The organism is Halorubrum sp. CGM4_25_10-8A (genome assembly GCF_005435025.1).
In the GTDB taxonomy this organism is placed as follows: domain Archaea; phylum Halobacteriota; class Halobacteria; order Halobacteriales; family Haloferacaceae; genus Halorubrum; species Halorubrum ezzemoulense.
Genome location: NZ_SGTX01000002.1, coordinates 159,395 through 179,358, shown reverse-complemented (window position 1 = coordinate 179,358; position 19,964 = coordinate 159,395). Strand labels below are relative to the sequence as shown.

Below are 19,964 nucleotides of genomic sequence, written 5' to 3'. Positions count from 1 at the left end.
TAGTTATGCGCCGCTTGCTGCCCCGTCAACGCCACCCTACTTATATACCGAGTCCGAACGTCGGCGCGTGACCGACGACGCACACGCGGGCGGGGCGGGAGCGGAGAGGTCGACCCGCCCGCACGAGCGACGACGCGGGCGGACCGCGCGCCGGTTGGACGCGGTCGACGCGGCCGGACTGGTCGCGTTCCCGAGCCGCAACCTCGAATACCTCACCGGCTTCGCCGAGGAGCCGGGCGAGCGACACTTCTTCCTCGTCGTGCCGGCGGCGGGCGCCGCCGACCCGGAGCCGGCGCTGATCGTGCCGGCGCTGTACGAGACGCAGGTCCGCGAGGCGACGACCGTCAGTGAGGTCCGGACGTGGGCCGACGGCGAGGACCCGGTCGCGGCGACGCGCGAGCTGCTCGCGGACCGGGGGCTCGACGGCGGGCGGCTCCTCGTCGATGACACCATGTGGGCGCGGTTCTCGCAGGACCTCCGGGCGGCGGCCCCCGACGCGACGTGGGGGCTTGCGAGCGAGGCGCTCGCCGACCTCCGGGTTCGGAAGGACGAGGCCGAGGTGGCGGCGCTGCGGAAGGCCGCGGGGGTCGCGGACGCGGTCGTCGGCGACCTCCGGGAACTGGGCCCGGACGCGGTGGGCATGACGGAGGCCGCGCTCGCCGAGTGGATCGCGGACCGACTCGCCGAGCGCGGGGGCCGCGGCGTCAGCTTCGAGACGGTCGTCGCGGCGGGCGAGAACGGCGCGAAACCCCACCACGGCCACGGCGACCGGGAGATAGGCGCGGGCGAGCCGGTCGTCCTCGACTTCGGGACGCGCGTCGACGGCTACCCGTCCGACCAAACGCGGACCCTCGTCTTCGGCGAGGAGCCAGACGAGGCGTACGCCGAGGTCCACGAGGTCGTGCGCGAGGCGCAGGCGGCCGCGGTCGAGGCGGTCGTGCCCGGCGTCCCCGCGTCCGCCGTCGACCGCGCGGCGCGGGAGGTGATCGAGGCGGCCGGGTACGGCGACGCGTTCGTCCACCGGACGGGCCACGGTGTGGGCTTGGACGTCCACGAGGAGCCGTACCTCGTCGCCGGAAACGACCGCCAGTTGGAGCCGGGAATGGTGTGTTCCGTCGAGCCCGGGATCTATCTCGACGGACGGTTCGGCTGCCGGATCGAGGACCTCGTGGTCGTCACCGAGGACGGCTGCGAGCGGTTGAACCGGACCGACCGCGGCTGGGAGTGACGGGCGAGGGTGTCCCGGCTGCCGGCGGCGGAACACCTCGTCGTCAGGGAGAACGCGTCGGAAAAGCGCAGCGACAGGCGCTGCGAGCGTCGAATCGCAGATTCGGGAGTCGTGTGCTATTCCCCCAACCGGAAATTACGGCCGGATAACATAACAGTATCACCGAATTATTTCGGTGTATTTCACCCGGCGGACCGAACGCGCGGACCGTCCCCGCGCGGCCCGAGCGGCATCGAAACCATTAGTGTCGCCCGAGCGGAACCGCGGGGCATGAGCGACACCGATGCGGACGAAGACGAGGAGGCGGAAGCGGAGCCGGCCGTCGAACTCGGCGACGGGCCGGACGTGGCCGGCGAGCCGGTCGCCCGCGTGGCGTCGCGGCTCACCTGGCCCGCGACGCGCAGCGACGTCCGCGAACAGGAGGGCGACGCCGAACTCCGGACGCCGGACGGCCCCCGAGAACTCGACGACGTGCTCGCGGAGAGCGAGGTCCCCCTCTTCGAGAGCCGGAGCGACTTCGTCCAGGCGGTCGAGGACGTCGTCGGCCGCGGCCCGGTCGCGACCGAGTAGGCGTCGAGCGCGCCGGACCTATTTATAAACAGCAGCTGAGACGAGGAGGGACGCCTATAAATTGGCGGTCGGCGCGCGCCTGCGAGCGGCCGATAGGCCGCGAGCCAGCACGCGCGAGGGAGTCGGCCGACCAGAGGGAGGCCGACGAGGCTGGGGCGGCGTGAGGTGCGGGGCGGTTGCGGTCGGGCTGGGACTCAAAGGGGCAGTTGTGAGGGCGGCGTAGACGACGTAAGCACCGAAACGAGGGAGCGAACGAAGTGAGCGACCGAGTGAGGAGCGCAGCGAGCGTACGCCGCCCTCACGACCGGGGCTTTAGAAGTGTTCGCTGTCGATCCACAGTCAGTTATTTATAAACGAGCGACGGGGACTTTGGTGGTTTCATCGGTCGATCAGCAATCAACTATTTATAAGTAAGCGGCTGGGGCTTTGGAGGTGTTCGCCACCGGTTTGAAATCGGCTATTTGGCTCTGTTGAAATCCTCGACAGATAACATATACTCGCCCGGTCTCGCTCGGTACAGAGTAGAAATATGTCGACTGAGCTGTCTTCGATTATTCGGCGAGTAGACTGTTCGACCTGTGTATCTGGTCTATCCCGGAGTCGAGGCTGCCCCAGATAAGGAGATGGACAGCGAGCCACTGTCCAGCCGGCGGAACGAAGTACGTTCAGATACGATTTATCAGGGGGTGAGTGTCATGGTAGCCAGGCTGGACCGAGTTGTGCGGCTGTACGGTCGATACGGACCGTCACGGTTGCCGCTCGGAGACCGACAAGACGTGGGGGCTGGCTACAGTATGGCGGCCGGTGTCCTCGCCGGTGGAATCGTGTTTGCTCCGGTGAGTACGCTGGTTTCGGGTACGGCGGCTTCCGCAGGGGTGGTTCTGTCTGCGATCCCGGTGTACCTCGCCACGGGATTCGTGGTCGGGGCGCTCACGTGGCGCTTCCTGTCGTCAAGTGTCCCGTACTACAGGGCCGTCGCAGCGCTGGTCACGGTCGTCGGGAACTACCTCGCCGGGACTGCCGTGTGGTTGCTACTGGCTCCGGTGTACGGCTACGAGGTTTTGAACCCGTACGTGGGGGCCGACCCGCTGACCTCGCTCACCGAGTTCCTCGGAGCGTTCTTCGAGCTGTACCCCCTTACCGTCTTGACAGTGGTCGTGTGGACGATCTGGATAGCCGTCCCACTCAGCCTGATTTTCAGCTACGTCCACGAGCGCAGCCGTAGCGGAGAATAGCCGATACGTTCGCACTCTTCAGCGATCGGCTGTTTCAGGCGAAAACGTATCTGAAGAACAGTGTTTCAACAGAGCCGACTGTTTATAAATAAACGCCCGCTGCGCCGAAATCCTATCCACTCGCCCCACTGCCGTCCGCTCCGCCGCGGTCCAGCCACGCGGTCGCGATCGACTCGAACGGCGCGGAGTAGCTCATCAGCGTCGTGCCCAGCACCGCCATCACGAGGACGTAGCCGACCGCGAACGCGTTGATCGTCCCCGCGAGCGCCGGGTCGAACGTCCCCGCGTTCGCGCCGGTGACCGCGACAGTCGCGATGATCAGCGAGAACTCGCCGCGGGTGGTCATCCCGAGTCCCACCCGCGTCGAACGCGCGTCGGCCGCGCACCAAACGCTAAGTGGGGCGGGAACGAGATGCGCGGTATGTGGGGCTCCCGGGGAAGTCGGGACCGGCGAACGGTCGTCTGTATCGCGTGCGGGGACTCGGTGCTGCGGGAGGACGCCCGCGAGTACGACAAGGAGGGCGACCGCTGGAGCCGGCGCGACAAGGAGTTCGAGTACCTCTGTGCCGACTGCGACGACGGGATCTGTCACCAGCCCCGCGACGGGCTCGAATCGCTACTGCGCTCCATCGAGGCGGACGGGCTCACCGACGAGGAGTTCCTCGACCGCTACGTCGAGGCGGTGACGAGCGGCGACGGTGACCGCACCGACGAGGACAGATCGGGTGCGCGCTCGGACCGCGGCCAGTCGGACAGGCGGCGCTCCGACCGCGACCGCGACCGAGACCGGTAGCCCCGTCGCCGGATCGAGTCCCCGTCAGCCCGCCCGACAGGCCTTTCTAACGGACCCGCGTTGGTGGAGGTATGTCAGACGACGAGCCGAAGCCCGGGTCCGCCGAGGACCAGGGCCCCGTGACGATCACGCCGGAGCTCGCGGACCGACTCGCGGAGAAGCGCGAGGAGCTGTTCGAGGAGTTCGAGATCCGCGACGAGTTCCCGAGCGAGGTCCTCCGCGAGGCGGAGGCGCGGACCGAGGGCGTCTACGAGGAAATCGAGGCCGAGATCGACAAGCGCGAGGACCTCCGTGACCTCACCACGTGGACCACGGACCCGGTCGACGCGCAGGACTTCGACGACGCGATTTCGATTAAACGCGAGGAGGGCGCCTACCGGCTGTGGGTCCACATCGCCGACGTCACCCACTACGTCACCCCGGACACCGCGATGTGGGAGGAGGCGGTCGAGCGCGCCAACACCGTCTACCTGCCCGACTACACGATCCACATGCTTCCGCCGGTGCTGGCCGAGACGGTCTGCTCGCTCGTCCCGAACGAGGACCGACTCGCGCACACCGTCGAGATGGAGATCGACGACGAGACGCTATCCTTCGAGGACATCGATATCTACAAGTCCGTCATCAACTCCGACGAGCGACTCACCTACAAGGAGTGCGAGAACCGGCTGGAGGACCCCTCGCTCCCCCTCGGCGAGGAGAACGCGCTCGCCTTCGAGCTCGCCGACCGCATGCACGAGCAGCGCAAGGCAGACGGCTCGCTCGTCTTAAATCCCCGGCGCGACCGCGCGCACACCATCATCGAGGAGTCGATGCTGAAGGCGAACAAGGCGGTGACGCACACGCTGATGTGGGACCGCGGCGTCGAGGCGATGTACCGCGTCCACCCGCAGCCGACCCCCGACCAGTGGAACGAGGCGCTCAAAGAGATCCAGGAGCTCGACGGCGTCTCCATCCCGGGCGAGGCGTGGGGCGACGACCCCCGGAAGGCGGTCAACGCCGCCTTGGAGGAGTCGCCCGAGCGCCAGCTCAACAAGATCCAGCGCGCCGTGCTGAAAGTGATGCCGCGCGCGAAGTACATGAACGACCCGTTCGGTGGCCACCACGCGCTCAACTTCGACATCTACGGCCACTTCACCTCGCCGATCCGCCGCCTGTCGGACACGATCAACCACTGGATCGTCCACGAGAACGACGTGCCCGAGACCCTCGTCGAACTCTGCGACCACGCCAGCGACAAGCAAAAGGACGGCGAGACCGCAGAGCGGCTGTACAAGCAGTTCCTCCAAGAACAGGGGCTCGACCCCTACGCGGTCAACAACCGCGGCGTCGAGGTCGTCGAGGATTCAGAGGAAGCGAAACACACCGCCTGAGCGGCGAGAGATATAGACCTGTGCGGCCGCAAAGCGTGGTATGGACGCACACGACCACGACAACGCGGACCGGCACGAAGGGGACCCGCTCGAACCGACCGGCGATCCCGAGCGCGACGCGGAGCGCGCGGCGACGGTCGGCGGCTTCACCGGGGCGGTCCTCGGCGCTCGGGGCGGCCCCGTCGGCGCCGGCATCGGCGCGCTGCTGGGCGGGTCGACGGGCTACGCCGTCGGCTACGCACTGAGCGAGATGGAGTCGGCGGAGGACGAGCCGTTCGAGCACGACGAAGCCGGACGCGAGACGACGGAGGCCGATCCGGACGCGAACGAGACCGACAGCGGGCCCGTCACGATCGACGTCCAGTCGGAGGGAGAGCGCGACGGAGATGCGGACGACGGAGGGGAAAGAGGCGATCACGAGGAGTACGAGGCGGACGACGAAGCGGCAGAAGCGGGCGACCACGGGGAGGGCGAGGCGGACGACGGGGGAGGAGAAGCGAACGGCCACGGGGCGGACGATCACGACGATTCCGGCGAACGGGCGCGCGACGACGACTCAGCCGAGGACGAAGGCGACCGCGACGGGGGCGCGGACTGACCAGCGGCGCCCCGGATCAGTCCCGTCGCGTCGCAAAGCGTGACACCGCCGTCGCTGACACCGCGCCGAGCGCCGCGATGATCGCCAGCACGACGAACAGCTCCGACGGGCCGGCCCGGGTGAGTATCGTTCCGGCCAGCGTCGACCCGAGCGCGCCGATCCCGAAGATCCCGACGTACGTGTAGCCGAACGAGAGGCCGCGCGCCTCGCTGGGCGAGTATGCCGCCACCGTCGCCTGCGAGAGCGGCTGGACGGTGAACAGCGCGACGCCGAGCGCGAGCGACACCGCGACGAACGTGGCGATCGTCCCCGTCGCGGGGATGAAGAGCAGCGCGAGCGCGGACAGAATACCCATCAGCGCCATCAGCCCGCGCTCCGGCGGCACGCGGTCGGCGATCCGACCGCCGAGGAACTGGCCGAACACGCCGACCGTGAGGACCGCCACGTAGAGGTACCGTCCCGCGTCGAACTGATCGGCGTACGGGCTCTCCGGGTCGACCAACTGGAGGTCGACGAGCCCGCCGAGCACGTCGCCGAGGAGGTCCGGCAGAAACGTGAGGAACGTCCGGTAGTAGAGCCCGCTGAACGTGACGAACGCGAACACGAGCAGGAACCCCCCGGCGATCAGGATCCGAGTGTCCGTCGCGACCGACGACAGCGAGACCTCGCCGCTCGCGCCGCCGGTCGAGTCCCCGTTCGGACCCCCGTCGGCGGCCGACGCTCCCGGCTCGGGGTCCGCGGACGAGAGCGCCACGTCCACGTCGACGGTGACGCCGTACGCGGCGACGGCGACCGCGGGGAGCGCGAGCGCGGCCGTGACGAGCCGCCAGTCGAACGCCAAGAGCAGCAGCGCGGTCGCCAGCAGACCGAGCGCGATCCCGAGGTTCCCGCCGATCCCGTGGTAGCCGAGCGCGGTCCCGCGCTGGTCGACCGAGGTCGAGAGCAGCGACAGCCCCGCGGGGTGATAGACGCTCGCGGTGAGTCCCCATATCGCGACGGCCACGGCGAGGACGGGGAGCGTCGGCGCGAGGCTCACGGCGAGGAACGAGCCCGCCATCCCGGCGAGGCAGGCGAGGATGAGCGGCTTCGACCCGAAACGGTCGACCAGGATACCGCCCGGCAGCGCACCGGCCCCGAACAGCCCGTAGCCGAGCGTGACGACGACGCCGAGCGCGGCCGCCGTCGTCGAGAACTCACCCACCCACACCGTCAACAGGATGGGGATCGACAGCTCGTATGTGTGGACGAGCCCGTGCGATCCCGCGGTGAATCCGACTATCCGTCGCTCGGCGGCGTCCATGTGAGTCGCGGGTTCGGCGGGTCCGTTCATAACCCCGGGGGTACCCGCCGCGGTTGCCGAGAGTGCGGGGCGTCGGCGGCGTCCCGAGGCGGACGACGACGACGAACGCTGTTCCGAGAGGTCTGACGGGACGCAGAAAGCGCCTCGCACTCGGGCCGCGCCCGCCGGACCGGTCGGGAAGCCGGTTATAGCGTCGACGTGTACAGGAGCAGACCGACGGCGATCACCGAGACCAACAGGATCCACCCGACCATGATTACCCCCATCTGACGGTGCGTGAGGTTGGTTCCCTCGAGTATCTCAGAGACGCTCATACGCCGACGGATTCGCCGAGGGTATTTAATCGCTTCCAACGGGAGAGATCCAGCGTGCGAACCGGGTCGGAACGACCGAAACGGGAGTCGAGTGGGCTCACAGGGGTCTCGTGAGGATCAACGAACGGGACCGAGCGAGCTGCGCGGGTTGCGCCGCTCGCGACCTTGCTCGCGGCGGAAAACATGGACTCGCGGGGATTTGAACCCCGGGCCTCTTCCTTGCGAAGGAAGCGATCTGCCACTGATCTACGAGCCCTCACGACGAACCAATCGCCGTTCGTATTTGTACCTTACCTTTCGACGACCCGTGCGGGAGTCGCTCGCATCCGGCGGCCGAATCGGTTCGGTCGAGGAACCGAAACATCGCGAAGCCGGCCGGCACCGACGGGGTTACATGTCCAGCGGGCGAACTGTTTGATCCTGCGGTTCTTGGTCGGCTCTACGACCACATAACGTTTTTGAGATGCGTACCACATTCGTTACTCTTTTGCCCGCGGACGACCGACTGTAAGGTATGTCAGACGCGACGGCGACCGACGCGGACACCGACGTGGACTCGGCCGCGCTCGCGGCCCTCAAGCACGTCGGGCTGGTCGGCGGGCTCTCCGAGACGAAGGTGTCGTGTGCGGCGCTCGGTGACCGGCTCGACGCCTCAACGCAGACCGCCTCTCGGCGCCTCCAGACCCTCGAATCCGCGGGTTACGTCGAGCGCGACGTGGTCAGTGACGGGCAGTGGGTCCGCGTGACGGACGCGGGCGAAGCCGCGCTCCGCGCGGAGTACGCCGACTACCGCCGGCTGTTCGAGTCGGACGTCGGACTCTCGCTCCGTGGGTCGGTCACCGGCGGGATGGGCGAGGGGCGCCACTACATCACGCTCTCGGGCTACGCCGAGCAGTTCCGCGAGCGCCTCGGCTACGACCCGTTCCCGGGCACGCTCAACGTCGACCTCACCGAGGAGAGCGTCCGCCGACGCGGCGAGATGGCCGGTATCGACGCCGTGCCCATCGACGCGTGGGAGAGCGAGGAGCGCACCTACGGCGCGGCCACCTGCTACGGGGTCACCCTCGTCGCGGGCGACGAGCGCTACGAGGAGGTCCACGCCATCGTCCCCGATCGGACCCACCACGACGACGACCAGCTCGAACTGATCGCGCCGGACCGGCTGCGCGACGCGCTCGACCTCGCCGACGGCGACGCGGTGGAGGTCCGCGTCGAGCCGACGAGCCGGGCCGACGAGCCCGGATCGGTCGCGGCCGAGACGGAGGTCGCCTGATGCGCGCCGACGTCGACGCCGACCCGGAGGCGAGCGCGGGCGGAGCGGAATCGGCCGACGCCACCGAGGGGACCGAGCCCGCGGACGACGCCGACGCGGTCGAGCGCGCGCTTGACGCCTTCCGCGCCGGCGACCCCGTCTGCGTCCACGACTTCGCGGACCGCGAGGGGGAGACAGACATCGTCTACCCCGCGGGCGCGGTCGACGAGGCCGCGGTCGCGCACATGCGCAACGACGCGGGCGGCCTGATCTGCGTGGCCGTGAGCGACGCGGTGGGCGACGCGTTCGACCTGCCGTTCCTCGCTGACGCGCTCGACCACCCCGCGGTCGACGACGACCCGGACTACGACGACCGCTCCTCGTTCTCGCTGCCCGTGAACCACCGCGAGACGTTCACCGGGATCACCGACGCGGACCGCGCGAAGACCATCGCCGAGGTGGCGAACGCGGCCGGCCGCGTCCGCGGCGACCCGGGCGGGTACGGCCCGGAGGACTTCGCCGCGGAGTTCCGCGCGCCGGGTCACGTTCACGTCCTGCGCGGCGACCGCGACGGGCTCTCGGGGCGCACCGGTCACACCGAACTCGGCCTCGCGATGGCCGAGGCGGTGGGCGCCGCGCCCGCCGCCGTGGTCTGCGAGATGCTCGACGACGAGACGGGCGACGCGCTCTCGCCCGCGGACGCCGCCGCCTACGCGGCCCGCCGCGACATCCCGTACGTCGAGGGCGCGGCCCTCGTCGAGGCGCTGAAATAATCGACCGCCGCTGCTGTCGGCGCGCGCCTGCGAGCGGTCGCCCTCGGCGACCGCGAGTCAGCGCGTGCGAGGGAGTCAGTCGCCGGAGCGAAGCGGGGGCGACTGACGAGGCTGGGGAGGTGAGAGGTGCTGTACGGAGCGGTGCGGGGTGGGACTCAAAGGGGCAGCCGTGAGGGCGACGTAGGCGACGCAAGCACTGGAACGAAGGAGTGAACGCAGTGAGCGACCGAGTGAAGCGCGCAGCGAGCGTACGTCGCCCTCACGGCTGGGGCTCTGGCGGTGTTCGTGTCGGGATCGTCTCTGTTTCGCCGAGCGGCTGGGGCTTTGTAAGTGGTTGTCGTTGTCCCGTCAGAGGAATCGAAACTCGGTCCGTCCCGACAACCCCGACCGGTTGTCACAGTTTTAAGCCCGCCGGCCGCAACTACCGAGTATGGGATTCGACGAGATGGACGTCGACACGATCTGGAAGAACGGGGAGTTCCTCGACTGGGAGGACGCGACGACCCACGTTCTGACCCACGCGCTCCACTACGGGAGCGGCGTGTTCGAGGGCGTCCGCTGTTACGACACCGAGCAGGGGCCGGCGATCTTCCGGTGGGAGGAACACCTCGACCGGCTGTTCGACTCGGCGAAGATGTACGACATGGACATCGAGCACTCGCGCGAGGAGATCACCGAGGCGACCCTCGAACTCCTCGATCGGCAGGACCTCGACTCCGCGTACGTCCGACCGATCGCCTACTACGGGTACGATTCGCTCGGCGTCTCGCCGAAGGGCTGCCCGACCGACCTCGTCCTCGCCGCGTGGCCGTGGGGGGCGTACCTCGGCGAGGAGGCCCTCGAGGAGGGGGTCGACGTGATGGTCTCCTCGTGGCGGAAGCACGCCTCCTCGCAGGTGCCGACGAACGTGAAGACGACCGGGCTCTACGTCAACTCCATGCTGGCGGGCGAGGAGGCGCGCCGGAACGGCTACGTCGAGGCCATCGTCCTGAATAAGGAGGGGAACGTCGCGGAGGGGCCGGGCGAGAACATCTTCATGGTCAACGACGGCGAGATATACACCACCGGCCCCGCGCAGTCGATCCTCGAGGGGATCACCCGCGACACCGTGATCGCCCTCGCCGAGGAGCGCGGCTACGAGGTCCACGACGAGGCGGTCATCTCCCGCGGACAGCTGTACACCGCCGACGAACTGTTCTTCACCGGCTCCGCGGCCGAGGTCACCCCGATCCGCTCGGTCGACGACACGGAGATCGGCTCGGGAAGCCGCGGCCCGGTGACCGAGGAGCTTCAGGACGCGTTCTTCGACCTGGTCGAGCGGCGGACCGACGACCACGACGAGTGGTTCACCTACCTGTAGCTCGCCTCGCCTGCTTTCTCTCGATCTTTTTAAATCGCCGCGCGCGAAGAGCCGCTAGTCACTCGAACTGCCGGCCGCTCGAGCCGCTACTCGCTCGAACCGCTCCCGTCGGTCGCCGACCCCTCGCCGTCGCTCGGGGTCCCGTCCGTCCGGACGCGTCCGAAGCCGCCCGGGGTCCCGTCGCCGTCGCCCTCCGTGGGCGCCTCCTCGTGGACGGGGACCTGATGAGCGGACTCGGCGAATCCGGCGGAGAGGACCCGCGTCATCCCCTCCTCGACCGTCTCGCCGGTCTCCTCGACCCGGTCCGGTTCGACCTCGATAACGAAGCCGGTGGTGATGTTCGGGGCGGTCGGCATGAACAGGACGATCTTTCCGTCTCGGGTCTTCTTCCCCGTCCGGAACGCGGTCATCCGGATCCCGGGCCACGTCTCGATGTACACCGGGCTCTGTAGCTCGTCGGTGCCGGAGATCGCCGTCTCGATCGCGAGCTTCGAGGCGTTGTACACGACTCGGAGCGCCGGGATCCGGTTGATCGCGTCGTCCACCGCCGACTCCGCCAGCCGACCCAGCGTCGTCCGCATGAAGTACCCCACCGCGAGCACCACGGTCGCGAACACCGCGAACGCGATGACGACGCGGGAGACGGGCTCTAGCGGCGCCGGGATGACCTCGGGCTGGAGCCCCTCGATGAGCGGGATCGAGGCGATGTACTGGTAGATCCAGCGGAGGACTAACAGGAGGACGAGGAGCGGCGCCAGCACGATGAGCCCGCTGGCGAAGTCGCGTTTCCACGTGGACATCTATCGGATCGGTATGTGTCGGCAATCCTTAAGAGGGCTTCCACGCGCCGGCGGCGCGGGCGAGGTCGCGAGGCGTCGCGTCGACTACTGCCCCAGCACCGCCCGCGCCGCGAACGTCAGGTTCTCCTTGCGCTCGCGGACGCGGCGGTAGAAGTACGAGAGCCACTTGTCGCCGTAGGGCGCGTACCGGTGTACGTCGACCCCCTGCGCGGCGAGGTCGCGCTGGGCGTCCTCGCGGACCCCCATGAGCATCTGGACCTCGTAGTCGGCGCCGCGGTCGCGGGCGAGCCGGTCGGCGAGCGAGATCATCTCGGGGTCGTGACTGCCGACCGCGATCCCCCGGTCGCGCCGCTCGAACAGCGTCGTCAGGTCGTCGCGGTACGCCTCGTCGACGCGGGCCTTGTCGGTGTACGCGATCGAGGACGGCTCGTCGTAGGCCCCCTTCACGAGCCGGAGCTTCCCCGGAACGTCGATCAGGCGGTCGAGGTCGTCCGCGGTGCGCCTGAGGTTCGACTGGACGCACTGCCCGACGCTCCACGGGTAGTCGGCGGCGATCGACTCGAAGGCGTCGAGGGTGGCGTCGGTGGTGTCTGCGTCCTCCATGTCGCACCAGACGAACGCGTCGACCTCGTGGGCACGAGCGACGATCTCTCGGTAGTGCTCCTCGAACAGGTCGGTCGAGACGTCCATCCCGATCTGCGAGGGCTTCACCGAGACGCAGGCGTCGAGGCCGCTGTCGGCGATATCGTCGAGCAGCCCGAGGTAGGCGTCGGTGTCCGCGCGGGCGTCCGCGGGGTCGTCGTAGTGTTCGCCGAGCAGGTTCAGAATGACCGCGACGCCGTCCTCGTTCGCGGCGCGGACGTGGTCGAGGGCCGCCGGGACGCTCTCGCCGGCGACGAACCGGCTAGCGACTGGGGGGATCATACTGAGCGTTCCGGCCGGCGCGAACTTTACCTTTGTCGAGTCGGCGGCGACGACCGCAATCGCGTGTGCGGTGCGGCGACCGGCGGCGACGGATCCGGGGTTTATAACACGCCGCGCGCCGCCCGTGGGGACATGATCGGTACGCTCGTCGCGACCGCGTTCTGGGCGATGCTCCCGGCGTACGTCCCGAACAACGCCGCGGTGTTGGCCGGCGGCGGACGCCCCATCGACGGCGGCCGCGAGTGGCGCGGGGCGCGGCTGCTCGGCGACGGGAAGACATGGCGCGGCACCGCGGTCGGCACTCTCGTCGGCGTCCTGCTCGCGCTCGCGCTCAACGCGCTCGCCGCCCCAGCGAGCGCGGCGCTCGGGAGCGACCTGCCGACGTTCGCGCTCCCGGCGGCGTTCGCGCTCGCCTTCGGCGCGATGTGCGGCGACATCGGCGCCTCGTTCCTCAAGCGTCGCTCGGGCCGCGAGCGCGGCGCCGCGTTCCCCGGTCTGGACCAGCTGGACTTCGTCGTCGGCGCGCTGGGGCTCGTCTTCCTCGTCGACACCGACTGGGCGCTCGCTGCGTTCACGCCGGGCGTCCTCGCCGTCGTCCTCGTGATGACTCCGGTCCTCCACGTCGTCACGAACGTCGGCGCGTACGCGCTCGGAGTCAAAAACGAGCCGTGGTGAGCGACGCTACGCTTCCGCCCGCGGCGTTCGGTCTGCCCTGATGTTTGGTTTCGACTCTTTTTGTATCTCTTGTTGATCGATTGTCCGCGTAATTCGCAGCGACGAGAACGGCAGAAAGACATATATATTGGTGTGGCATACGATGACACGCATGTCTAGTAGTGCACCCAGCTCGGACGACGACGTGTTCGACGAGTTCCTCTCCGACCGCGGCCACGAGACGGAGATCGTAGGCTGGGAGCGATCCTATAACAAGCTCCAGTGTCCCGAGTGCGGTGCGCTCCACGAGGAAGGAACCGCGACGTGTTCGGTCTGCGACTGGCGGCCGAACTGACGCGCGCCGCGTTCCGCGAATTTTCTTTCCGTCATACCCCCCGGTAGTATTATGTGGAATTACTCGATAGTGACTATCATGCCGACCTGTCAGAACTGCGGTTCCTTCGTCACGACAGATTACGTTCGGGTGTTCACCCCGAACGAGGTCGATCGGCCCCGCGTCTGTCCGGCCTGCGAGGACCTGGTCCGCGACGGCGCCGACGTGCGGGAAGCGCGCGCGACGCGGAGCGGCTGACGGACCGACCGGACGATGACGCGACGCTCTGCCGCCGCGGTCCGGCGCGCGCATCGAGGGCAACCGAGCCACGGCGTTTAAGGAGAACCGGAATCTGGAGGTAATAATGACTGATACCACGGTGACGCGGCTGTTCGGGGGGCCCGGGAGCGGGAAGACGACCGCGCTCCTCGACCGCGTCGAGGAGATCCTCGACGAGGAGGGCGCCGACGTGCGCGACGTGCTCGTCGTCTCGTACACGCGCGCGGCCGCCGCCGAGATCCGCGAACGGCTCGCCGAGCGGCTCGACATCTCCCCGCGCAGCCTCCAAGGGAACGTGAGCACGATGCACGCGAAGGCGTACGAGCTGCTCGACCTCTCGCGAGGCGACGTGGTGGGCGAGGACGACAAGGAGGCGTTCTGCGAGGAGTACGGCATCGAGTTCGAGGACCAGCACGGCGGCGCCGGTCGCCGGACCGCGCGGTCGACGACCATCGGCAACAAGATCATCGCCACCTCGCAGTGGCTCCAGCGCACCGAGCGCGACGTGGCCGACTGGTACGACGTGCCCTTCCAGTGGAATGTCGAGGAGGTCCGGCTCCCGCCCGAGGAGGACCCCAACGCCCAGCAGGGGAACAAGTACACGCCGACGTGGCCCTCCGACGACGACCGGATCGACATCCCCGAGACGATCCGGGCGTGGCGGACGTACAAGGGGGAAAACGACCTCGTCGGCTTCGCGGACATGCTCGAACGGGTCGCGCAGCGCTCGCTCGTCCCCAGCGTCGACTACCTGATCATCGACGAGTTCCAAGACATCACGACGCTCCAGTACAACGTCTTCGAGGAGTGGCGCCCGCACATGGAGAAGGTGCTCATCGCCGGCGACGACGACCAGGTCGTCTACGCGTGGCAGGGGGCCGACCCCGACCTCCTCCTCGACACCGACGTCGACGAGGACGTGGTCCTCCCGAACTCCTACCGGCTCCCCTCGGAGATCCTCAACGTCGTCAACGCCGAGATCCGCCACATCGACAAGCGGCAGGAGAAGGACCTCCACCCGCGCACGGAGGGCGGTTCCGTCGAGGCGATCGAGTCGCCGTCGATGATCGAGCTCGTCCGGAACGTCCGGTACACCGTCGAGGACGACGAGGGCGACGTGATGTGCCTGTTCCGCGCCCGGTACCAGATGTTCGACTTCATCGACGAGTTCATCGACCACGGCATCCCGTTCACGATGCTCACCGACGGGCGGATGTGGACCGACCGCGTCCAGGACTACGTCAGCGCGATCGAGAAGGCCGAGGTCGGCGACCCGGTCACCGGGCTGGAGGCGCGGCGGCTGGCGGACATGCTCCAGGAGTCGGCGTTCGGGACCCACGACCGCGAGGAGTTCTACGACTTCCTCGACGACCGCGAGGAGGCGGCCGACTCCGACGATGTCGCCGACATCGACATCGCGGCCGACACGCTCGACGAGTACATCCCGTTCATGCCCGACACCGCCAGCGCCGACGACATGGTCCGGAAGGTAACGAGCTTCCAGCGCAAGTCGATGGGCGCGTACTTCGAGGGCGAGTACCAGGGCACTGACCCGACCCGCGTCCGCGTCGGCACGATCCACTCGGCGAAGGGCCGCGAGGCCGACCACGTGTTCGTCGCTACCGACCTCACGGAGAAGGTCGTCGAGCAGATGGCGGCCTCCATCGACGACCCGACCGACGTCGACGGCGTCGAGGAGTTCACGAAGTCGACGAGTCCCGTGCCCGTCCTCACCGACAACGAGCGCCGCGTCTTCTACGTCGGAATGTCCCGCGCCCGCGAGCGGCTCGTGATCATGGAGAGCCTCATCAGCGGTGCGCCGACGCTGCCGATCAGCGTCCTGTTGTTCAACGAGCTCCGGGAGGAGCCGGCCCAGGAACTCGTCGAGGAGGTCCAGGCGGAGCTGGCGGTGCCAGAGCCCGAGCCGTGAGCGAGGACGACGCGACCGCCACCGACCGCGAAAAAAATCCCCGCCCGCTCCGGACCGACCTCCGACCGATCGTCGAGGCGGTCCGCGACGCCGACGCGGCCGCGTTCGTCGCCGTCGGCGACCGCTTCGACGGCGACCTGCGCTACCTCTCCCGCTTCGCCGGCCCGGACAGGCCCTCCGCGCTGGTCGTCGTCCCGACGGGCGAAGCGACCGCCGACACCGTCGGCCGCGCCGTCCTCTGTGCGCCCGCCCTGTTCGGCGAGCAGGCCGAACGCGAGTTCGTCGCGAGCGCGCGGGCGTCCCACGAATCGGGGAGCGGTGGGCCGACCGACGACGAGGTCGGCTTCCACGACGGGGTCGCCCGCGAGGTCCGGACGGAGCGCGTCGGCGACCACGCCGGCGAGCGCGCGGCCGCGGCCGCCGCGGATCTCGCGGGCGGAGCGAGCGGCGACGGGGAAGGAGTCCTGACGCCCGCGTCGATTCCGCACGACGCCGCGGTGTACCTCGAACGGGCGGGGTTCGAGCCGGCGTCGACGGAGGCGGTCGCGACCGCCAGGGCGCGAAAGACGCCGGCGGAGCGGGACCGCATCCGGCGCGTCCAGCGCGCGACGGTGGCCGGGATCGCCCGCGCCGAGGCCGTCCTCGCCGACTGCGAGGCCGTCGACGAGGGGAGCGAGGAGACGGCGGCCGGGCGGGCCGACGACGACCGCCGACCCCCGCTCCGGTGGGACGGGGAGCCGCTGACGACGGAGCGACTCCGCCGCGAGGTGAACGCGGCCCTCGCCGCGCGCGGCGTCCGCGACGCGGGCAACACCGTGATCGGCGCCGGTCCCTCGGCGGCCGACCTCCACTACGTCGGCGACGACCCGGTCCGGCCGGGCGAGACCGTACTGCTCGACGTTTCGCCCCGCGGTCCCGACGGGTACTACGGCGACGCGACCCGGACGTTCGTCGTCGACGGGGACGGCGGCTGGGCGCGGCGGGCGTACGTCGCGGTCGAGGCCGCGCGCGAGGCCGCGCTCGACGAGGTCGAGCCGGGCGTCCCGGCGAAGACCGTTCACGGCGAGGCGGCGGCGGAGCTCGCCGCCTACGGCTTCGACCCGAACGCCGGGGAGGGCGAGGCCGGCTTCACCCACGGCACCGGCCACGGCGTGGGCGTGAGCCTCCACGAGAGGCCGTCGCTGTCGGGCGCGGGCGAACTGCGTCCGGGACACGTCGTCACCGTCGAGCCCGGCGTCTACGATCCGGATATCGGCGGCGTCAGGCTGGAAGACCTAGTCCTCGTCACTGAAGACGGATACGAGATACTGGCGGAGCATCCGATCGGCATCGCGCCGCGCGAGCGAGAGTGAGCGGCGGGTAGCTACGACCGGTCTTTGCGCTATCGGCGCGCCTTTTGAGACTCCCGCCGAAGCCCGATACGCATGCGATCCGAGCCCTCCGTCGGATCCGGCGCCACCGCCGGGTCCGAATCGGTCTGGCGTATCGCGAGGCGTAGATGTTCGACGGCGGTGGCGGTTCTCGTGGCCGCGACGGCGCTCGTCGGGGTCGTCGTCGCCGGGAGCGGCGTCGCGGCCGCCGACGGAACCGCCGAACTCGGCGCGGGCGTCGTCACCGTAAGCGAGGACGGGAGCGCCGAGTTCACCGTCGAGACCGACGGCGTCGACGCGTTCGAGGTCGTCGTCGGCAACGAGGAGGAGGTCGGATACGAACTCCGCGCCACGGTGACGCCGGACGGCGACGGCGTCACGACGCTCGTCTTCACCCACGCCGAAACCGGCGGGAGCGGCGCCCCGCTGACCGCCGCCGACGGCGGCGCGGTGGAGATCGACTACGAGACGACCCTGAGCGAGGCGATCGCTCCCGGAAGCTACGACGCGGAACTGTTCGTCGGCGGCGACCCCGCGGACGTCGCCACGCTCGTCGTCGAAGACCGAACGGGCGACGAAAGCGGGGGCGACGGAAGCGGCGGGGACGGCGCGACCGACGGCGAGTCGGCCGAGGCCGTCACGGTCACCGAGGCGGACGTCGAGGCGGCCGATCTCGTCGTCGCCCCGGCGGAGACCGAGCTGAGCGTTCCGGTGACCGCCGAGGACGGCGAGACCGTGACCCTCCGGATCCGCTCTGACGGCGACGCGAGCCCGAGCTTCCTCATGACCGAAGCGGCGACGGTCGAGAACGGGACGGCTAGCGCGGCCTTCGATCTGCGTCGGACGACCCACGGAGACCGCGCGACGCTGACCGTCCGCGGGAACGAGGCGGTCAACGAGTCGGGCGCGCGCGAGGTGCTCGTCGTCGACGAGGAGATCGGCGTCGAGGAACGCGACGGCGTCCTCGGCCTCGAAGCGCCCGGGTTCGGGGTCGTCGCCGGCGGGCTCGCTGTGCTCGTCGTCGCGATCGTTGCCCGGCGGCGGGAGTGAGAGCCGGGCCGAGTCACTTTTCGACCGAATCGCCCTCGGAGCCGGCGGCGTCGTCGTCTCCACGAAGCTGTCGCGGTAACAGTCCCGAGAGCAGCCGTCGGAGTATGGTGGCGGGGTCGAGGAAGTACTGCGGGAGGACGACCATCGCGGCGGCGACGACGAGCAGGCCGGCGCCGAGCGCGACCTCGCCGGCGAACAGGCGGACGACGGCGTAGTTCGCGAGCGGGAGCGCGAAGACGAGCGACGCCGCCAGCCCGATCATGTCCAGCACTCCGAGTCGCATCGACCCTCCGTTGATCCCCGGGGGGCAAAAGGGGCCCGGCCGCGACGACGGGCGGTCGAACTCCCAGATCCCGGCCGGACCCAGAACCGATATCCGTCGCCCGCCCCCAGTTCCGGTATGTTCACCGGCATCGTCGAGGGCACCGGTACGGTCCGCGAGCGGACCGAGACCGACGACGGCCTCCGGCTTAGGATCGGCGTCGACGGATTCGACGACCTCCACCACGGCCAGTCGATAAGCGTGAGCGGCGTCTGTCTGACCGTCGAGGAGCACGGGAGCGACGACGGCGGCACGACCGACGGCGGCGACTGGTTCTCGGTGTTCCTCGCGAGCGAGACGGTCGCGAAGACGTACCTCGGCGGGATCGAGGCGGAGGACGCCGTCAACGTCGAGCGCGCGATGCCCGCCGACGGGCGGTTCGACGGCCACGTGGTCCAAGGACACGTCGACACCGTCGCCGAGGTGACGGGAATCGAGCGCGTCGGAGAAGACTGGCGGTTCACGTTCGCGACTCCGGAGGGACACGGCGACTACCTCGTCGACAAGGGGTCCGTGACGCTCGACGGCATCTCGCTGACGGTCGCCGAGAAGCGCGCGGGCGAGTTCGACGTGGCGGTCATCCCGACGACCTACGACCTGACGACGCTCTCGGAGAAGTCGGTCGGCGACCCGGTGCACCTGGAGGTGGACGTGATCGCGAAGTACGTCGAGAACATGCTGGACGGGTACGCGGCCGACTAACTGCCGACGGACCGACCCGTCCCCCTCAGTCCCCTGCGTCCTTCGCGCCCTTCACCGTCTCGCGGACGGCGTCGACGCCCTCGTCGTGGAGCAGGTCGCCGACGACGATCACGTCGCTGTGAGCGGCCATCTCGTTGGCCGACTCGTAGTCGTGGATGCCGCCGCCGTAAAAGAGCGTGGCGTCGTCTAAGGCGTCGTGAGCGGCCGCGACCTTCTCCGTGTCGCCGAACGTGCCCGAGTACTCGACGTAGACGATCTCCTGGCCGAACATGCGCTCCGCGACCTTCGCGTAGGCCGCCACGTCGTCAGCGCTGAGGTCGCAGTCGGCCTCCGTCAGCTGGGCGACCGACGCCTCCGGGTTCAACACGATGTACGCCTCGGTGTGGGTCCGGGTCCAGTCGAGGTCGTCGATCCGGACCCACTCCTTGTGGGCGCCGGTTATCCAGAAGGGGCCGCCGGCGTTGAAGACGGTCGGGATCAGGTAGCCGTCGAGCGCCGGCGAGTCGATCACGACTCCCGGATTCGACGGCTCCTGGTACAGCGGCACGTCGTACTCCGCGGCGGCGTCGACCACGCGGGTCATCTTCTCCGCGGTGACGTCGAGGGTCCCACCGATCTCGATCGCGTCCGTCCCGGTCCGGCAGACGTCCTCGAAGGTCTCGCCCGCCCGGAGGTCCTTGTCGGGGTCGACCTTCAGCACGTGGTCCCAGTCGTCCCACGGGTTAGTCATCGGCCGAGACTCCACCGGGCGAGAACAAAAAGGTGCGGAAGCTATCCCGCCCCGGAGCCCCGAGCCGCGCCGC

General features: G+C 69.2%; 22 protein-coding genes, 1 tRNA gene and 1 pseudogene. 16 read left to right on the top strand and 8 right to left on the bottom strand.

Going from position 1 to position 19,964, the window contains the following annotated elements; translation table 11 throughout:
- Window positions 1–67: 67 nt before the first annotated feature.
- From EXE52_RS03230 to EXE52_RS03220, 3 genes are all read left to right on the top strand, one after another.
- Entirely contained in the window at window positions 68–1,228 is a 1,161-nt protein-coding gene (locus tag EXE52_RS03230) for an aminopeptidase P family protein (protein WP_089308831.1), read from the top strand.
- Between the two features lie 270 nt (window positions 1,229–1,498).
- Complete coding sequence (locus tag EXE52_RS03225; protein ID WP_086219956.1) at window positions 1,499–1,798, top strand: DUF5789 family protein; 300 nt, start codon at window positions 1,499–1,501, stop codon at window positions 1,796–1,798.
- Between the two features lie 776 nt (window positions 1,799–2,574).
- On the top strand, window positions 2,575–3,033 hold the full coding sequence (locus EXE52_RS03220) for a hypothetical protein (protein ID WP_241988194.1): 459 nt from the start codon (window positions 2,575–2,577) through the stop codon (window positions 3,031–3,033).
- 112 nt (window positions 3,034–3,145) lie between these two features.
- Here EXE52_RS03220 and EXE52_RS03215 read toward each other — a convergent pair.
- Window positions 3,146–3,403 (bottom strand): annotated as a pseudogene (locus EXE52_RS03215) (cation:proton antiporter); the annotation flags it as partial.
- Window positions 3,404–3,454: 51 nt separating this feature from the next.
- On the opposite strand from EXE52_RS03215, the gene EXE52_RS03210 reads away from it, so the two are divergent.
- From EXE52_RS03210 to EXE52_RS03200, 3 genes are all read left to right on the top strand, one after another.
- Window positions 3,455–3,826 carry a hypothetical protein gene (locus EXE52_RS03210; protein WP_089308830.1) on the top strand — a complete coding sequence of 124 codons (372 nt, stop codon included), beginning with the start codon at window positions 3,455–3,457 and terminating at the stop codon, window positions 3,824–3,826.
- 71 nt (window positions 3,827–3,897) lie between these two features.
- Complete coding sequence (locus EXE52_RS03205) at window positions 3,898–5,199, top strand: ribonuclease R family protein (RefSeq protein WP_089308829.1); 1,302 nt, start codon at window positions 3,898–3,900, stop codon at window positions 5,197–5,199.
- Window positions 5,200–5,239: 40 nt separating this feature from the next.
- Complete coding sequence (locus EXE52_RS03200) at window positions 5,240–5,797, top strand: hypothetical protein (protein ID WP_089308828.1); 558 nt, start codon at window positions 5,240–5,242, stop codon at window positions 5,795–5,797.
- 16 nt (window positions 5,798–5,813) lie between these two features.
- Here the strand turns inward: EXE52_RS03200 and EXE52_RS03195 are convergent, their stop codons facing one another.
- From EXE52_RS03195 to EXE52_RS03190, 3 genes are all read right to left on the bottom strand, one after another.
- The gene (locus EXE52_RS03195) at window positions 5,814–7,097 is read right to left on the bottom strand and encodes an MFS transporter (RefSeq protein WP_089308827.1); all 1,284 of its coding nucleotides are present in this window, start codon (window positions 7,095–7,097) and stop codon (window positions 5,814–5,816) included.
- A gap of 185 nt (window positions 7,098–7,282) precedes the next feature.
- A complete protein-coding gene (locus EXE52_RS18965; RefSeq protein WP_255375966.1) occupies window positions 7,283–7,411 on the bottom strand; it encodes a hypothetical protein in 129 nt (42 codons plus the stop codon).
- A 184-nt stretch (window positions 7,412–7,595) separates the two neighbouring features.
- Window positions 7,596–7,667, bottom strand: a tRNA-Ala gene (locus EXE52_RS03190).
- Window positions 7,668–7,925: 258 nt separating this feature from the next.
- Here EXE52_RS03190 and EXE52_RS03185 point away from each other — a divergent pair.
- From EXE52_RS03185 to EXE52_RS03175, 3 genes are all read left to right on the top strand, one after another.
- Window positions 7,926–8,684, top strand: coding sequence for a DUF120 domain-containing protein (locus EXE52_RS03185; RefSeq protein ID WP_049931759.1), 759 nt, complete (start codon window positions 7,926–7,928; stop codon window positions 8,682–8,684).
- On the top strand, window positions 8,684–9,436 hold the full coding sequence (gene ribB / locus EXE52_RS03180) for a 3,4-dihydroxy-2-butanone-4-phosphate synthase (protein ID WP_049931758.1): 753 nt from the start codon (window positions 8,684–8,686) through the stop codon (window positions 9,434–9,436). The genes EXE52_RS03185 and ribB overlap by 1 nt, the downstream gene beginning before the upstream one ends.
- Before the next feature lie 430 nt (window positions 9,437–9,866).
- Window positions 9,867–10,796: a branched-chain amino acid transaminase gene (locus tag EXE52_RS03175; RefSeq protein WP_049931757.1), complete on the top strand. Its 930-nt coding sequence runs from the start codon at window positions 9,867–9,869 to the stop codon at window positions 10,794–10,796.
- 86 nt (window positions 10,797–10,882) lie between these two features.
- On the opposite strand, the gene EXE52_RS03170 is transcribed toward EXE52_RS03175, so the two are convergent.
- Both EXE52_RS03170 and EXE52_RS03165 read right to left on the bottom strand, forming a co-directional pair.
- Window positions 10,883–11,596, bottom strand: coding sequence for a DUF502 domain-containing protein (locus EXE52_RS03170; RefSeq protein ID WP_049931755.1), 714 nt, complete (start codon window positions 11,594–11,596; stop codon window positions 10,883–10,885).
- Window positions 11,597–11,680: 84 nt separating this feature from the next.
- The gene (locus EXE52_RS03165) at window positions 11,681–12,520 is read right to left on the bottom strand and encodes a proline dehydrogenase family protein (protein WP_049931754.1); all 840 of its coding nucleotides are present in this window, start codon (window positions 12,518–12,520) and stop codon (window positions 11,681–11,683) included.
- A gap of 132 nt (window positions 12,521–12,652) precedes the next feature.
- Here EXE52_RS03165 and EXE52_RS03160 point away from each other — a divergent pair, with 132 nt between their 5' ends.
- The 6 genes from EXE52_RS03160 to EXE52_RS03140 all read left to right on the top strand — a co-directional run bounded on the left by EXE52_RS03160 (window position 12,653) and on the right by EXE52_RS03140 (window position 18,137).
- Window positions 12,653–13,195 (top strand): CDP-2,3-bis-(O-geranylgeranyl)-sn-glycerol synthase, encoded by a 543-nt coding sequence (locus tag EXE52_RS03160; protein ID WP_049931752.1) that lies wholly within the window; start codon window positions 12,653–12,655, stop codon window positions 13,193–13,195.
- A gap of 151 nt (window positions 13,196–13,346) precedes the next feature.
- Entirely contained in the window at window positions 13,347–13,529 is a 183-nt protein-coding gene (locus tag EXE52_RS03155; RefSeq protein WP_049931749.1) for an HVO_0416 family zinc finger protein, read from the top strand.
- A gap of 78 nt (window positions 13,530–13,607) precedes the next feature.
- On the top strand, window positions 13,608–13,766 hold the full coding sequence (locus EXE52_RS18415) for a hypothetical protein (protein WP_006111597.1): 159 nt from the start codon (window positions 13,608–13,610) through the stop codon (window positions 13,764–13,766).
- A 106-nt stretch (window positions 13,767–13,872) separates the two neighbouring features.
- Entirely contained in the window at window positions 13,873–15,717 is a 1,845-nt protein-coding gene (locus EXE52_RS03150; RefSeq protein WP_089308826.1) for a UvrD-helicase domain-containing protein, read from the top strand.
- Window positions 15,714–17,069, top strand: a complete 1,356-nt coding sequence (locus EXE52_RS03145) for a Xaa-Pro peptidase family protein (RefSeq protein ID WP_089308825.1) — start codon at window positions 15,714–15,716, stop codon at window positions 17,067–17,069. Before EXE52_RS03150 ends, EXE52_RS03145 begins: the two co-directional genes overlap by 4 nt.
- Window positions 17,070–17,141: 72 nt before the next feature.
- Window positions 17,142–18,137: a BGTF surface domain-containing protein gene (locus EXE52_RS03140; RefSeq protein ID WP_089308824.1), complete on the top strand. Its 996-nt coding sequence runs from the start codon at window positions 17,142–17,144 to the stop codon at window positions 18,135–18,137.
- A gap of 13 nt (window positions 18,138–18,150) precedes the next feature.
- On the opposite strand, the gene EXE52_RS03135 is transcribed toward EXE52_RS03140, so the two are convergent.
- A complete protein-coding gene (locus EXE52_RS03135) occupies window positions 18,151–18,420 on the bottom strand; it encodes a hypothetical protein (RefSeq protein WP_049931745.1) in 270 nt (89 codons plus the stop codon).
- A gap of 117 nt (window positions 18,421–18,537) precedes the next feature.
- On the opposite strand from EXE52_RS03135, the gene EXE52_RS03130 reads away from it, so the two are divergent.
- On the top strand, window positions 18,538–19,161 hold the full coding sequence (locus tag EXE52_RS03130; RefSeq protein WP_049931743.1) for a riboflavin synthase: 624 nt from the start codon (window positions 18,538–18,540) through the stop codon (window positions 19,159–19,161).
- A 25-nt stretch (window positions 19,162–19,186) separates the two neighbouring features.
- On the opposite strand, the gene EXE52_RS03125 is transcribed toward EXE52_RS03130, so the two are convergent.
- On the bottom strand, window positions 19,187–19,891 hold the full coding sequence (locus EXE52_RS03125; RefSeq protein ID WP_049931741.1) for a phosphoglycerol geranylgeranyltransferase: 705 nt from the start codon (window positions 19,889–19,891) through the stop codon (window positions 19,187–19,189).
- Window positions 19,892–19,964: the final 73 nt, after the last annotated feature.

What these genes read in the sequence shown, in the direction of transcription:
- EXE52_RS03165 (WP_049931754.1), bottom strand. Translation starts at nt 12,520, where the DNA reads ATGATCCCCCCAGTCGCTAGCCGGTTCGTCGCCGGCGAGAGCGTCCCG.
- ribB (WP_049931758.1), top strand. Translation starts at nt 8,684, where the DNA reads ATGCGCGCCGACGTCGACGCCGACCCGGAGGCGAGCGCGGGCGGAGCG.
- EXE52_RS18415 (WP_006111597.1), top strand. Translation starts at nt 13,608, where the DNA reads ATGCCGACCTGTCAGAACTGCGGTTCCTTCGTCACGACAGATTACGTT.
- EXE52_RS03160 (WP_049931752.1), top strand. Translation starts at nt 12,653, where the DNA reads ATGATCGGTACGCTCGTCGCGACCGCGTTCTGGGCGATGCTCCCGGCG.
- EXE52_RS03200 (WP_089308828.1), top strand. Translation starts at nt 5,240, where the DNA reads ATGGACGCACACGACCACGACAACGCGGACCGGCACGAAGGGGACCCG.
- EXE52_RS18965 (WP_255375966.1), bottom strand. Translation starts at nt 7,411, where the DNA reads ATGAGCGTCTCTGAGATACTCGAGGGAACCAACCTCACGCACCGTCAG.
- EXE52_RS03125 (WP_049931741.1), bottom strand. Translation starts at nt 19,891, where the DNA reads ATGACTAACCCGTGGGACGACTGGGACCACGTGCTGAAGGTCGACCCC.
- EXE52_RS03225 (WP_086219956.1), top strand. Translation starts at nt 1,499, where the DNA reads ATGAGCGACACCGATGCGGACGAAGACGAGGAGGCGGAAGCGGAGCCG.
- EXE52_RS03150 (WP_089308826.1), top strand. Translation starts at nt 13,873, where the DNA reads ATGACTGATACCACGGTGACGCGGCTGTTCGGGGGGCCCGGGAGCGGG.
- EXE52_RS03175 (WP_049931757.1), top strand. Translation starts at nt 9,867, where the DNA reads ATGGGATTCGACGAGATGGACGTCGACACGATCTGGAAGAACGGGGAG.
- EXE52_RS03205 (WP_089308829.1), top strand. Translation starts at nt 3,898, where the DNA reads ATGTCAGACGACGAGCCGAAGCCCGGGTCCGCCGAGGACCAGGGCCCC.
- EXE52_RS03195 (WP_089308827.1), bottom strand. Translation starts at nt 7,097, where the DNA reads ATGGACGCCGCCGAGCGACGGATAGTCGGATTCACCGCGGGATCGCAC.
- EXE52_RS03185 (WP_049931759.1), top strand. Translation starts at nt 7,926, where the DNA reads ATGTCAGACGCGACGGCGACCGACGCGGACACCGACGTGGACTCGGCC.
- EXE52_RS03140 (WP_089308824.1), top strand. Translation starts at nt 17,142, where the DNA reads ATGCGATCCGAGCCCTCCGTCGGATCCGGCGCCACCGCCGGGTCCGAA.
- EXE52_RS03130 (WP_049931743.1), top strand. Translation starts at nt 18,538, where the DNA reads ATGTTCACCGGCATCGTCGAGGGCACCGGTACGGTCCGCGAGCGGACC.
- EXE52_RS03155 (WP_049931749.1), top strand. Translation starts at nt 13,347, where the DNA reads ATGTCTAGTAGTGCACCCAGCTCGGACGACGACGTGTTCGACGAGTTC.
- EXE52_RS03135 (WP_049931745.1), bottom strand. Translation starts at nt 18,420, where the DNA reads ATGCGACTCGGAGTGCTGGACATGATCGGGCTGGCGGCGTCGCTCGTC.
- EXE52_RS03210 (WP_089308830.1), top strand. Translation starts at nt 3,455, where the DNA reads ATGTGGGGCTCCCGGGGAAGTCGGGACCGGCGAACGGTCGTCTGTATC.
- EXE52_RS03170 (WP_049931755.1), bottom strand. Translation starts at nt 11,596, where the DNA reads ATGTCCACGTGGAAACGCGACTTCGCCAGCGGGCTCATCGTGCTGGCG.